Origin of the sequence: Pantoea sp. USHLN298, from assembly GCF_037149395.1 — a bacterium.
Classification (GTDB): domain Bacteria; phylum Pseudomonadota; class Gammaproteobacteria; order Enterobacterales; family Enterobacteriaceae; genus Pantoea; species Pantoea astica.
Window position 1 is genome coordinate 518015 of sequence record NZ_JBBCRO010000002.1, and the last position, 12183, is coordinate 530197.

The 12183-nt window shown below is 58.3% G+C and carries 14 protein-coding genes; 7 read left to right on the forward strand and 7 right to left on the reverse strand.

Going from position 1 to position 12183, the window contains the following annotated elements; all coding sequences use genetic code 11:
- Window position 1: 1 nt before the first annotated feature.
- Together znuC and znuB are read left to right on the forward strand one after the other, a co-directional pair.
- Window positions 2-757 (forward strand): zinc ABC transporter ATP-binding protein ZnuC, encoded by a 756-nt coding sequence (gene znuC, locus WFK59_RS07130; protein ID WP_336755439.1) that lies wholly within the window; start codon window positions 2-4, stop codon window positions 755-757.
- A complete protein-coding gene (znuB, locus tag WFK59_RS07135) occupies window positions 754-1539 on the forward strand; it encodes a zinc ABC transporter permease subunit ZnuB (protein ID WP_336755441.1) in 786 nt (261 codons plus the stop codon). The genes znuC and znuB overlap by 4 nt, the downstream gene beginning before the upstream one ends.
- On the opposite strand, the gene ruvB is transcribed toward znuB, so the two are convergent.
- The 6 genes from ruvB to aspS all read right to left on the reverse strand — a co-directional run bounded on the left by ruvB (window position 1540) and on the right by aspS (window position 7017).
- Window positions 1540-2544, reverse strand: coding sequence for a Holliday junction branch migration DNA helicase RuvB (gene ruvB / locus WFK59_RS07140; RefSeq protein WP_233987937.1), 1005 nt, complete (start codon window positions 2542-2544; stop codon window positions 1540-1542).
- A gap of 8 nt (window positions 2545-2552) precedes the next feature.
- The gene (ruvA, locus tag WFK59_RS07145; protein WP_031377445.1) at window positions 2553-3167 is read right to left on the reverse strand and encodes a Holliday junction branch migration protein RuvA; all 615 of its coding nucleotides are present in this window, start codon (window positions 3165-3167) and stop codon (window positions 2553-2555) included.
- 96 nt (window positions 3168-3263) lie between these two features.
- Window positions 3264-3791 carry a crossover junction endodeoxyribonuclease RuvC gene (gene ruvC, locus WFK59_RS07150; protein ID WP_031377446.1) on the reverse strand — a complete coding sequence of 176 codons (528 nt, stop codon included), beginning with the start codon at window positions 3789-3791 and terminating at the stop codon, window positions 3264-3266.
- A gap of 37 nt (window positions 3792-3828) precedes the next feature.
- Window positions 3829-4572: a YebC/PmpR family DNA-binding transcriptional regulator gene (locus WFK59_RS07155; RefSeq protein ID WP_233987936.1), complete on the reverse strand. Its 744-nt coding sequence runs from the start codon at window positions 4570-4572 to the stop codon at window positions 3829-3831.
- Window positions 4573-4807: 235 nt separating this feature from the next.
- On the reverse strand, window positions 4808-5239 hold the full coding sequence (gene nudB, locus WFK59_RS07160; protein WP_233987935.1) for a dihydroneopterin triphosphate diphosphatase: 432 nt from the start codon (window positions 5237-5239) through the stop codon (window positions 4808-4810).
- Window positions 5239-7017, reverse strand: coding sequence for an aspartate--tRNA ligase (gene aspS, locus WFK59_RS07165; RefSeq protein WP_336755445.1), 1779 nt, complete (start codon window positions 7015-7017; stop codon window positions 5239-5241). The genes nudB and aspS overlap by 1 nt, the downstream gene beginning before the upstream one ends.
- A gap of 220 nt (window positions 7018-7237) precedes the next feature.
- Between aspS and WFK59_RS07170 the strand changes: the two genes are divergently transcribed.
- The 4 genes from WFK59_RS07170 (at window position 7238) to cmoB (ending at window position 10298) form a co-directional block, all read left to right on the forward strand.
- On the forward strand, window positions 7238-8059 hold the full coding sequence (locus WFK59_RS07170; RefSeq protein WP_233987933.1) for a DUF72 domain-containing protein: 822 nt from the start codon (window positions 7238-7240) through the stop codon (window positions 8057-8059).
- Window positions 8060-8127: 68 nt separating this feature from the next.
- On the forward strand, window positions 8128-8523 hold the full coding sequence (locus WFK59_RS07175) for an MAPEG family protein (protein ID WP_094120003.1): 396 nt from the start codon (window positions 8128-8130) through the stop codon (window positions 8521-8523).
- Window positions 8524-8604: 81 nt separating this feature from the next.
- Window positions 8605-9333: a carboxy-S-adenosyl-L-methionine synthase CmoA gene (gene cmoA, locus WFK59_RS07180; RefSeq protein ID WP_031376660.1), complete on the forward strand. Its 729-nt coding sequence runs from the start codon at window positions 8605-8607 to the stop codon at window positions 9331-9333.
- On the forward strand, window positions 9330-10298 hold the full coding sequence (gene cmoB, locus WFK59_RS07185; RefSeq protein WP_233987932.1) for a tRNA 5-methoxyuridine(34)/uridine 5-oxyacetic acid(34) synthase CmoB: 969 nt from the start codon (window positions 9330-9332) through the stop codon (window positions 10296-10298). The genes cmoA and cmoB overlap by 4 nt, the downstream gene beginning before the upstream one ends.
- A gap of 3 nt (window positions 10299-10301) precedes the next feature.
- Here cmoB and WFK59_RS07190 read toward each other — a convergent pair whose 3' ends face one another.
- Window positions 10302-10922, reverse strand: coding sequence for a LysE family translocator (locus WFK59_RS07190; RefSeq protein ID WP_336755448.1), 621 nt, complete (start codon window positions 10920-10922; stop codon window positions 10302-10304).
- A gap of 154 nt (window positions 10923-11076) precedes the next feature.
- Between WFK59_RS07190 and WFK59_RS07195 the strand changes: the two genes are divergently transcribed.
- Window positions 11077-12174 carry a glycerol dehydrogenase gene (locus WFK59_RS07195; RefSeq protein ID WP_233987930.1) on the forward strand — a complete coding sequence of 366 codons (1098 nt, stop codon included), beginning with the start codon at window positions 11077-11079 and terminating at the stop codon, window positions 12172-12174.
- Window positions 12175-12183 lie beyond the last annotated feature (9 nt).

The following is a 12183-nucleotide window of genomic DNA, read 5'->3' on the forward strand; positions in this document are numbered from 1 at the left end:
TATGACCTCACTTGTTAGCCTCGAAAACGTTTCGATCAAATTTGACCAGCGCACGGTGTTGTCTGGCGTCAGCCTGGCGCTGCAGCCGGGCCGTATTCTGACGTTGCTGGGTCCCAACGGCGCGGGAAAGTCGACACTGGTGCGCGTGGTGCTGGGATTATTAGCCCCGACCAGCGGTACGCTCCGGCGTGATGCTGGGCTGCGCATCGGTTATGTGCCGCAAAAACTGCACATCGATCCAACGCTGCCGGTGACGGTAGAACGCTTTATGCGTTTATCGCGCGGCAGTAAAAGCGCGGAGATTCTACCGGCGCTTAAACGCGTCCAGGCGGGTCATCTGCTCAATGCGCCTTTGCAAAAACTCTCCGGCGGTGAAACCCAGCGGGTATTGCTGGCGCGCGCCCTGCTCAACCAGCCGCAGCTGCTGGTGCTGGATGAGCCGACCCAGGGCGTGGATGTTAACGGTCAGGTGGCGCTGTACGATCTGATCGATCAGCTACGCCATGAACTGAACTGCGGCGTGCTGATGGTTTCTCACGATCTGCATCTGGTGATGGCCAAAACCGATGAGGTGCTGTGCCTTAATCACCACATCTGCTGTTCCGGTACGCCGGAAGCGGTGTCGCAACATCCCGAATTTATCGCCATGTTTGGTCCTCGCGGCGCGCAGCAGCTGGCGATTTACCGTCACCACCATAATCACCGTCACGACCTTCAGGGACGCATTGTTTTACGCAAAGGACAGGGTTCATCATGATTGAGTTGTTACTACCGGGCTGGATAGGCGGCGTGATGTTAGCGCTGGCTGCAGGCCCGCTGGGGTCGTTTGTAGTCTGGCGCAAAATGTCCTACTTCGGCGATACGCTGGCCCATGCCTCACTGCTCGGCGTCGCCTTTGGCCTGCTGTTCAACGTTAACCCCTATTACGCCGTGATCCTGGTGACGGTCTGTCTGGCGCTGGGCCTGGTCTGGCTGGAGCGACGTCCGCATCTGGCGATCGATACGCTGCTCGGCATCATGGCGCACAGCGCGCTGTCGCTGGGTCTGGTGGTGGTCAGCCTGATGAAGAACGTGCGGGTTGACCTGATGGCCTATCTGTTTGGCGATTTGCTGGCGGTCACGCCGGACGATCTCTGGATGATGGGTGGCGGCGTGGTGGTGGTGTTACTGGTGATGGCGTGGCAGTGGCGTTCGCTGCTGTCGATGACCATCAGCCCGGAGCTGGCACAGGTGGATGGCGTCAATATTCAGCGAACCCGGTTGATTCTGATGCTGGTCACCGCGCTGACGATTGGGGTGGCGATGAAGTTCGTGGGTGCGCTGATCATTACGTCACTGCTGATCATCCCGGCCGCCACCGCACGTCGTTTTGTCCGTTCCCCCGAAGGGATGGCTGGCGTGGCGGTGGTTATCGGCGTGCTCGCCGTTACCGGCGGCCTGACCTTCTCGGCCTTTTATGACACGCCCGCCGGTCCGTCGGTGGTGTTGTGCGCCGCCATCCTGTTTATCTTCAGCATGGTGCGTAAACCGGCGGTCTGATCAGACTTCGCGGGTGATACCGAAATGACGATACGCATGCTGCGTGGCCATCCGGCCGCGCGGTGTGCGCTGAATGAACCCCTGCTGGATCAAAAACGGCTCGATCACATCTTCAATGGTTTCACGCTCTTCGCCAATGGCCGCCGCCAGGTTATCCAGCCCGACCGGTCCGCCCATGAACTTATCAATAATCGCCAGCAGCAGCTTGCGGTCCATGTAATCGAACCCTTCACTGTCGACGTTCAGCATATCAAGGGCGCTGGAGGAAACCTCACCGCTCAGCTCACCGTTAGCGCGCACTTCGGCGAAGTCACGTACCCGACGCAGCAGACGGTTGGCGATACGCGGCGTTCCGCGGGCGCGACGGGCAATCTCTAACGCCCCTTCTTCACTCAGCGCCAGCCCCAGACAGGCGGCACTGCGGCCGACGATATGCTGCAGATCTTTCACCTGATAGAACTCCAGCCGCTGCACAATGCCAAAGCGATCGCGTAACGGGGAGGTGAGCGAACCGGCGCGAGTGGTGGCACCAATCAGGGTAAAGGGTGGCAGATCGAGCTTAATCGAGCGGGCCGCCGGGCCTTCACCAATCATGATGTCCAGCTGATAATCTTCCATCGCCGGATAGAGCACTTCCTCTACCACCGGTGACAGACGATGGATCTCATCAATAAACAGCACGTCGTGCGGTTCAAGGTTAGTCAGCATCGCCGCCAGGTCGCCCGCTTTCTCCAGCACCGGACCGGAGGTGGTGCGCAGGTTCACGCCCATCTCATTGGCGACGATGTTCGCCAGGGTGGTTTTCCCGAGCCCCGGCGGACCAAAGATCAGCAGATGATCCAGCGCATCGCCGCGCAGCTGGGCTGCCTTGATGAAAATCTCCATCTGCTCACGCACCTGCGGCTGACCCACATACTCGGTCAGCATCTTCGGGCGAATGGCGCGATCGAGACTCTCTTCTTCGTTAACGCTTACAGCAGAGACCAGGCGGTCGGCTTCTATCATGACTTACCTCAAATGGCGGCGCGTAGCGCTTCGCGGATCAGGGTTTCGCAATCCGCATCCGGTCGACCGACTTTACTGATCATACGACTGGCTTCCTGCGGTTTATAACCCAGCGACACCAGCGCTGCAACCGCTTCGGCTTCCGCATCATTGGTTTCCGGTTCCGCGTTCGGCGTGGTCAGCGTAAAGGCAGAATCACCGCCAAACAGATCGCCATGCATCCCTTTAAAGCGGTCCTTCATCTCAACCACCAGACGCTCAGCGGTCTTCTTGCCCACGCCCGGCAGTTTCACCAGCGAGGCGATCTCCTCTTTCTCGACCGCGGTGACAAACTGCTGCGCCGACATGCCGGAGAGGATCGCTAACGCCAGTTTCGGGCCGACGCCATTCACCTTAATCAACTCACGAAACAGCGCTCGCTCCTGTTTGCTGTTGAAGCCAAACAGCAGCTGCGCATCTTCGCGCACCACGAAGTGGGTAAAAATCACCGCTTCATGATTCAGTTCAGGTAACTCATAGAAACAGGTCATGGGCATATGGACTTCATAGCCTACGCCGTGCGCCTCAAGCAGCACCAGCGGCGGCTGCTTCTCCAGAATATTGCCCCGTAAACGACCTATCACCTGAATACTTCCTTAACTAACGAATGTGGCGGATTTTATAACATAAAAAAGGCTGGATGAATATCCAGCCTGCGGGGGAGCGCTGCGACAGTGCGCTTAACCCGATCGTAAACGCCCGCGGGTCAGCACCAGCTTGCTGTCGCTCATCCGCGCGGCATTCTGCGACACATGGCAATGGGTAATCGCGATGGCCAGCGCATCGGCGGCATCCGCCTGCGGGTTGGCCGGCAGTTTCAGCAGGGTTCGCACCATGTGCTGCACCTGGCTTTTCTCGGCGCTGCCGATGCCGACCACCGTCTGTTTCACCTGACGCGCGGCGTACTCGAATACCGGCAGATCGTGGTTGACCGCCGCGACAATAGCCGCGCCGCGCGCCTGTCCCAGTTTCAGCGCGGAATCCGCATTCTTCGCCATAAACACCTGTTCGATGGCGAAGTAATCGGGCGAAAACTGGGTGATGATTTCACAGACGCCCGCATAAATCAGCTTCAGGCGGGCGGGCAGCTCTGTGGTGTTGGTGCGGATACAGCCGCTGCCCAGGTAGGTGAGCTGGCGGCCAGTCTGACGAATGACACCATAACCGGTGATGCGCGAACCGGGATCGATACCCAGAATAATCGACATTACGCCTCTCCGGTTAAGGGATTGCGGCTCAGCGCCATTACAGCGTTTCCGCCACCTCGTCGGAGATCTCACCGTTGTGATAGACCTCCTGCACATCGTCGCAATCTTCCAGCATGTCGATCAGACGCAGCAGTTTGGGAGCGGTTTCCGCATCCATTTCGGCTTTGGTGGTCGGGATCATCGCCACTTCTGCGGTATCCGCTTTCAGGCCGTGTGCTTCCAGTGCATCACGCACCGTGCCCATCTCTTCCCAGGCAGTGAAGACATCAATTGCGCCGTCGTCATAGGTGACCACGTCTTCTGCACCCGCTTCCAGTGCCGCTTCCATTACCGCATCTTCATCCTGACCTGGCGCATAGGAGATCACGCCTTTCTTGTTAAACAGGTAAGCCACGGAGCCGTCGGTGCCAAGATTGCCGCCGGTTTTGGTGAAGGCATGACGCACTTCGCCAACGGTACGGTTACGGTTGTCGCTCAGGCATTCGATCATGATGGCGGAGCCGCCTGGACCGTAACCTTCATAAATGATGGTTTCCATGTTGGCGTTGTCATCGCCACCCACACCGCGCGCAATGGCGCGATCCATGGTGTCGCGGGTCATGTTGTTCGCCAGCGCTTTATCCATTGCTGCACGCAGACGCGGGTTTGAACCCGGATCGCCGCCGCCCAGCTTGGCCGCTGTCACCAGTTCACGAATGATCTTGGTGAAGATTTTACCGCGCTTAGCATCCTGCGCCGCCTTACGGTGTTTGGTGTTTGCCCACTTACTGTGTCCTGCCATTTTAAATTTTCTCCGATCTTTTACAGGGTGCAGGCTATCCTGGCTACGAGCTTGTTCGCTGCCCTTCTCGCAACGCCGATACCAGAGTATGCGGGTCAGGTTGCGCTGGCGGTGAACAACCTTGCGGCGCCGATTACGCCTGACTGTTCAATAGGTTGGTGTAGTCCTGTTAAAACTCACCAGATTCATAAAATTTAATCGATTCGCCGCCGGAAAAATGCGCGGCAGCAGCAATTCAGGTAAATTCTTCAATCGCCTGGCGATTACTCCAGGACTTGGTGAGTGCCGCAGCCTCCGCCGGTCGCAGCCAGCGAAATGCCAGATGCTCGGTCAGCGTGATATCACGCTCTGCTGGCAATCGCAGCCGGAACCAGTGCTCGTGATTATGGGTGACGCCGGGTGCATAACGATGGCGATAGTGCGGAAAGATTTCAAAGTCGATCTGACGCTGACAATCTTCCATTTCCAGCCGCTCGGCCAGCACGTCGATGCCCAACTCTTCGCCCACTTCACGCACCGCGGCCGTCAGCGGCGACTCACCGGCTTCAAGGCTGCCGGTGACCGACTGCCAGAAGGCCGGATCGTCCTGCCGCTGCAGCATTAACACCCGGCCTGTGTCGCGCGCCATTATGACCACCAGCACCGAAACCGGGTGTTTATAGCCCATTATTTATTCTCAGGCTTTTCTTTTTTGACTACCTGAATGCCCAGCTCCAGCAGCGAGGCGGGATTCGCTTCGCTTGGGGCTTCGGTCATCAGGCAGGCTGCGGCGGTGGTTTTCGGGAACGCAATCACGTCACGAATATTATCGGTACCGGTCAGCAGCATGGTCAGGCGATCCAGACCAAACGCCAGGCCAGCGTGTGGCGGCGTACCGAACTTCAGCGCATCCAGCAGGAAGCCAAACTTCTCACGCTGCTCATGCTCTTCAATACCCAGAATGCTGAACACCGTCTGCTGCATTTTGCCGTTGTGGATACGTACGGAACCGCCACCCACTTCATAACCGTTGATCACCATGTCATAGGCATTCGCCACGGCACGGGTCGGATCGGCAGCCAGTTCCTCTGCGCTCATCTCTTTCGGCGCAGTGAACGGATGGTGCATCGCCGCCAGGCCGCCCTCTTCGTCCTCTTCGAACATCGGGAAGTCGATGACCCACAGCGGTGCCCAGGCTTTCTCATCGGTGATGCTGAGATCGCGGCCCACTTTCAGACGCAGCGCGCCCAGCGCGTCAGCCACCACTTTGGCGCGATCGGCACCAAAGAAGATGATGTCGCCATCCTGAGCGCCAGTGCGGCTCAGAATGCCTTCCACGATCTCCGCATTCAGGAACTTAGCTACCGGGCTCTGCACGCCTTCCAGACCGTCGGCGCGCACGTTAACTTTCATCCATGCCAGACCTTTGGCACCGTAAATTTCGACGAACTTGCCATATTCATCAATCTGCTTACGGCTCAGTTGCGCACCGGTCGGCACGCGCAAGGCGGCCACACGGCCTTTTGCATCGTTGGCCGGGCCAGAGAAGACCTGGAATTCGACGTTTTTCAGCAGATCGCCGACGTCCACCAGCTCCATCGGGTTGCGCAGATCTGGCTTATCGGAACCGTAGCGATGCATCGCTTCAGCGAAGGTCATCTGCGGGAACTCACCGAGATCCACACCCTGCACGTCCAGCCACAGATTGCGGATTAAACGCTCCATCACTTCACGCACCTGTGGCGCGGTCATGAAGGAGGTTTCGACGTCGATCTGAGTAAATTCTGGCTGACGGTCAGCACGCAAATCTTCGTCACGGAAACATTTAACGATCTGGTAGTAGCGATCGAAGCCCGACATCATCAGCAGCTGTTTGAACAGCTGTGGCGATTGCGGCAGCGCATAGAACTTGCCTTTATGCACCCGGCTCGGCACCAGATAGTCGCGTGCGCCTTCCGGCGTCGCTTTGGTCAGCATCGGGGTTTCAATATCGAGGAAACCTTCATCATCCATAAAACGACGCACGAAACTGGTGATTTTCGCGCGGGTTTTCAGACGGGTCACCATCTCCGGGCGACGCAGGTCCAGATAGCGGTATTTGAGGCGCGCTTCTTCACTGTTGGTCTGGTTTGCATCCAGCGGCAGCGGCTCAGAACGGTTGATGATGTTCAACGCATGGGCAAACACTTCGACTTCCCCGGTCGCCATCTCGCTGTTTTTATTCTTATCGTCACGGGCACGCACGGTACCGGTGATCTGGATACAAAATTCGTTACGCAGTTCAGAAGCCAGCTTAAACGCGTCCTGACGATCGGGATCAAAGAACACCTGCACGATGCCTTCACGGTCGCGCATATCGATAAAAATCAGGCTTCCCAGATCGCGACGGCGGTTTACCCAGCCGCAAAGAGTGACTTGCTGACCCACATGAGACAGATTGAGCTGTCCGCAATATTCTGTACGCATAACGCTATCCTTTTAACTTCGCCGCTGCAGCTGACAGCATCCGGCCGCGTAACCTGATGCGATGCTGTCGCAAAAATGGCGGTCATTATAATGGAAAAAGGCAACCAGGATAAGTAGAGCCGCGCCAAAGCGGCGATTTCATCGGCAGTTGACCTGTTTGCACCGGGGCGTGACCTTAGAGGATAATCGTAAATCTTCATTCTGAGCCAGGAGAGAGGGCGTGACGCTTCGTATTGGCCTGCCACAGTGGCAGCATTCACACTGGAAACGCTGGGGCATTGAGAATCTGGCTGACTACGCCCGCTATTTTCACTGTGTTGAAGGTAACACCACGCTGTATGCGCTGCCCGCGCCCGACACCGTACTGCGCTGGCGTGAGATGACGCATGATGCCTTTCGCTTCTGCTTTAAATTTCCCAGTACCATCAGCCATCAGGCGGCGCTGCAGCACAGCGATGACCTGCTGACCGATTTTCTGCGGCTGATGGAGCCGCTGGCCGATCGCATCGGTCAATACTGGCTGCAGCTACCCGCCACTTTTTCTCCGGCGCAGCTGAACGATCTCTGGCGCTTTCTCGACAGCCTGCCCGCGCGTTTCGAATACGGTGTCGAAGTGCGTCATGCGGCGTTTTTCGCCAAAGGTGAAGCCGAGCGGGCGCTGAATCGCGGCTTGCTGGCGCGCGGCGTTAACCGGGTGATGCTGGACAGCCGTCCGGTCCACGCCTCAGCATCGCAAAGCCCGGCGGCGCTGGCGGCACGCAACCAGAAGCCGCGCGTGCCGCCGCATGCCCTGCGCACCGGCGCGCAGCCGATGGTGCGCTTTATCGGCAGCGACAGCGTGGAGGAGAGCGTGCCGCTGTTTCAGATCTGGCGGGCAAAGTTAGCGGAATGGCAGCAACAGGGCGACGCGATGCTGTTTCTGCATACCCCGGATATGGGCCAGGTATTTCCACTGGTGCAGGCGCTGTGGCCCGAACTGCAACAGATTGACCCGCAGATTGGCAGCGGTCCCGACTGGCCACAACAGGAATCACTGTTTTAATCACTGGACAGGACAGCGCCCTCCGCGCTGGTTAGAATAGCCGCCTTACTGATGCTGATGGAGTCACAATGGTTAGCGCGTTATACGTGGTGTGGGGTGCGTTGCTGGTCATGAAGTTTACGCTGGACGTGGTGCGTTACCGCCGCTTCTATCGGGTGGCGTATGGCGACGGCGGCTACCATGACTTAAAGATGGCGATTCGCATTCACGGCAACGCTATCGAAACCATCCCGCTGGCGCTGCTGTTGCTGGTGATGATGGAGATGAACGGTGCCGACATCTGGATGGTGCACCTGACCGCCCTGCTGTTCTTTATCAGCCGCCTGCTGCACGCCTGGGGTCTGCGTCACAGCGCCATGCCGGGCCGGAAATATGGCATGCTGCTGACGCTGTTTTCGTTGTGCGGCATGGTGATTTTCAACCTGATCTATCTGCCCTGGGAGCTGGTGCTGACGCTACACTGAGTGTTGCCGGGTTAAGGGGTGCAGCCCGCCCCACTTTCTGCCAGAATAGCGCCCTTTCCGTCGTCTCTTCGGATTTTCGATATGTCTGACCGCGATCAACTCTTCTCAGCGCCCATTGCAAAACTGGGTGACTGGACTTTTGACGAGCGCGTTGCTGAAGTCTTTCCCGACATGATTCAGCGCTCGGTGCCAGGCTATTCCAACATCATCTCGATGATTGGCATGCTGGCAGAACGTTTTGTGACCCCCGACAGCCAGGTCTATGACCTCGGCTGCTCGCTCGGCGCGGCGACCCTGTCGGTACGCCGCAACATTCAGGTGCCCGGCTGCCAGATCATTGCGGTGGATAACTCCCCGGCGATGGTCGAGCGCTGCCGTCGCCACATCGATGCCTTTCGCGCTGACACGCCGGTGACGGTGCTGGAAGCGGATATCCGCGATATTGCGATTGAGAACGCCTCGCTGGTGGTGCTCAACTTCACGCTGCAGTTTCTTGAACCACCGGCGCGGCTGGCGCTGCTGGAGAAAATCTGGCACGGGCTGAAGCCTGGCGGTGCGCTGGTGCTGTCGGAAAAATTCAGCTTTGAAGACGCCGAAGTGGGTGAACTGCTGTTTAACATGCATCACGACTTCAAGCGTGCCAACGGCTACAGCGAACTGGAGATCAGCCAGAAGCGCAGCATGCTGGAAAATGTGATGCTGACCGACAGCGTGGAAGCGCACAAAGCCCGCCTGAAACAGGCCGGTTTCTCGCACGCCGAACTCTGGTTCCAGTGCTTTAACTTTGGATCACTGGTGGCATTGAAATGATCGATTTTGGCCGTTTTTATCAGCAAATCGCCGTGGGTCCGCTGGCGAAGTGGCTGGAAGTGTTGCCGGCGCAAATCAGCGAATGGCAGCGGGAAAACCTGCATGGACACTTCCGCGACTGGTATAAGTCGCTGGAGTATCTGCCGCTGCTGGAGCCGCAAAAACTTGACCTGCTGCACAGCGTCAGCGCTGACCGCGACGACATCAGCGATCGTCATCGTCAGGGCATTGAGAAACTGCTGCGTAACCTGATGCCGTGGCGCAAAGGGCCTTACTCGCTCTACGGCACCGACATCAACACCGAGTGGCGCTCCGACTGGAAATGGGATCGCGTTCTGCCGCATATCTCGTCGCTGGCGGGCCGGACGGTGCTGGATGTTGGCTGCGGCAGCGGCTATCACATGTGGCGGATGATCGGTGCGGGCGCGCATCTGGTGGTCGGTATCGATCCGATGCAGCTGTTCCTGGTGCAGTTCGAAGCGGTACGTAAGCTGCTGAATGACGATCGTCGCGCCCACCTGTTGCCGCTGGGGATTGAGCAACTGCCGGCGCTGCAGGCGTTCGATACCGTTTTTTCGATGGGCGTGCTCTATCACCGCCGTTCCCCGCTGGATCACCTGCTGCAGTTAAAGAATCAGCTGGTGAGCGGCGGCGAACTGGTGCTGGAAACCTTAGTGATTGAGGGTGACGTTAATCAGGTGCTGGTGCCGGGCGAACGCTACGCGCAGATGCGCAATGTGTTCTTTATTCCCTCTGCCGAGGCGCTGAAAAGCTGGCTGGAGAAGAGCGGTTTTGTCGATGTCCGCATCGTCGACTTCGCTCGCACCACCACTGAAGAGCAGCGTCGCACCGACTGGATGACCAGCGAATCGCTGGCCGAGTTCCTCGATCCTGACGACGCCAGCAAAACCGTTGAGGGTTATCCCGCGCCGCTGCGTGCGGTGCTGGTCGCCACCAAACCCTGAGTTTTAGCGGCGAGACAACGCCAGTTTCGCCGCAAAACCGATAAAGACACAGCCGGTCAGACGATCCATCACCTTCAGCACCCGTGGCTGACGCAGATGACCGGCGAAATAGTGGCTGCCGCCAATCAATACCGCATTCCACACCAGCCCCAGAACCATATGTGCCAGCGCCATCAGGCTACACCACAGCGCGACCGATGCCCCGGCCGGAATAAACTGCGGCAAAAAACTCACATAGAAGATGCCCACTTTGGGGTTCAGCAGATTGCCCAGCAGACCGCGGCTGAAGCAGGTTAGATAGCCCTGTTGCAGCGCCGGTTGTTGCGTGTCGATGGCTCCCTGGCGGGGCTTCAGCAACAACTTCAGCCCCAGCCAGAGTAACCAGCCGGCACCCAGCCACTTCAGCAGGTTATAGGCCATTTCGGAGGCCAGCAGCAGCGCGCCTAATCCGAATCCCACCGCGACACCCCAGACCAGACAACCGAGCGTGATCCCCAGTGCCGTCACGCTGGCGCGCTTTGCGCCCTGAGCGACTGCTGAGCGCAGCACCAGCGCGGTATCAAAACCTGGCGTCAGCGTCAGTATGGTGATGGCAAACAGAAATGAAAACAGCGTGGTGGTCATGGCATTCTCCCTGGAGGTAACAGCCGGTCAGCAGCGTCTGGGTGTCCTGCTAGCGTAACAGGCCCGTCGAATTATCTCACCCTGCTTACTCTCCCTGTTCGTCAGCGTGTGCCAGGCTAAGGGCGGTTTAACTTCATATTAAGGAGCTGTGATTATGAGTAAATTTATCTTCTCTTCACCCCGTAAATATGTACAGGGCGCGGGCGTGCTGGATGAGCTGGGACCTTATGTGGCCGAACTGGGTGATAACGCTTTCCTGGTCGCAGATGACGTCGTCTGGAAATTGATCGGCGAACGCGCGCAGCAGGCGCTGCAACAGGCGGGCGTGACCTTCAACTGGCAGCAGTTCAACGGCGAGGCGTCGAGCAATGAGATCACCCGCCTGAGCCAGCTGGCAAAAAGTCAGGGCTGCAATGTGGTGGTTGGGTTGGGCGGCGGCAAAACGCTGGATACCGTTAAAGCGGTGGCGGATGAGCTGAAGCAGCCGGTAGCGATCGTGCCGACCATCGCCTCAACCGATGCGCCCTGCAGCGCCCTCTCCGTGATCTACTCGGACAGCGGCGTGTTTGAAAGTTACCGTTTCTACAGCAAGAACCCCGATCTGGTGCTGGTGGATACCGCAGTCTGTGCCAGCGCGCCGGCGCGGCTGTTCGCCTCTGGCATCGCCGATGGCCTGGCGACCTGGGTCGAAGCGCAGGCGGTGGCGCGCTCGCACGCCAAATCAATGGTTAATGGCGATCCCACGCTCGCCGGGCTGGCCATCGCCCGTGCCTGTGAAGAGACGCTGCTGACCTGGGGCTACAGCGCTTACGTGGCGGTGAGTGAAAAACGGGTAACGCCAGCGGTCGAGGCGGTGGTCGAAGCGAATACGCTGCTCTCCGGGCTGGGCTTCGAAAATGGCGGTCTGGCCGCGGCTCACGCCATCCACAACGGCTTTACCGCAATTGATGGCGATATCCATCACCTGACGCACGGTGAAAAAGTTGCTTACGGCACGCTGACGCAGATGGTGCTGGAGCAGCGGCCGGATGAGGAGATTGCGCGTTATATCCGTTTCTATCGCGCAATTAAGATGCCGACCACCCTGAAAGAGCTGCATCTGGAGAATGAGAGCTGGGAAAATCTGGTCAAAATCGGTGCGCTGGCGAACAGCGAGGGCGACACGCTGAAGAATCTGAATCCTAACCTGTCGCCGGAAGATATTGCCAACGCCCTGCTGGCGCTGGATGCGTTCAGTAAAACGGTGGCGTAAACCGCTGCG

Coding starts and splice junctions, on each gene's coding strand:
- WFK59_RS07175 (WP_094120003.1), top strand. CDS start 8,128: ATGGTTAGCGCGTTATACGTGGTGTGGGGTGCGTTGCTGGTCATGAAG.
- ruvB (WP_233987937.1), bottom strand. CDS start 2,544: ATGATAGAAGCCGACCGCCTGGTCTCTGCTGTAAGCGTTAACGAAGAA.
- cmoA (WP_031376660.1), top strand. CDS start 8,605: ATGTCTGACCGCGATCAACTCTTCTCAGCGCCCATTGCAAAACTGGGT.
- WFK59_RS07195 (WP_233987930.1), top strand. CDS start 11,077: ATGAGTAAATTTATCTTCTCTTCACCCCGTAAATATGTACAGGGCGCG.
- aspS (WP_336755445.1), bottom strand. CDS start 7,017: ATGCGTACAGAATATTGCGGACAGCTCAATCTGTCTCATGTGGGTCAG.
- znuB (WP_336755441.1), top strand. CDS start 754: ATGATTGAGTTGTTACTACCGGGCTGGATAGGCGGCGTGATGTTAGCG.
- WFK59_RS07155 (WP_233987936.1), bottom strand. CDS start 4,572: ATGGCAGGACACAGTAAGTGGGCAAACACCAAACACCGTAAGGCGGCG.
- ruvC (WP_031377446.1), bottom strand. CDS start 3,791: ATGTCGATTATTCTGGGTATCGATCCCGGTTCGCGCATCACCGGTTAT.
- WFK59_RS07190 (WP_336755448.1), bottom strand. CDS start 10,922: ATGACCACCACGCTGTTTTCATTTCTGTTTGCCATCACCATACTGACG.
- znuC (WP_336755439.1), top strand. CDS start 2: ATGACCTCACTTGTTAGCCTCGAAAACGTTTCGATCAAATTTGACCAG.
- cmoB (WP_233987932.1), top strand. CDS start 9,330: ATGATCGATTTTGGCCGTTTTTATCAGCAAATCGCCGTGGGTCCGCTG.
- nudB (WP_233987935.1), bottom strand. CDS start 5,239: ATGGGCTATAAACACCCGGTTTCGGTGCTGGTGGTCATAATGGCGCGC.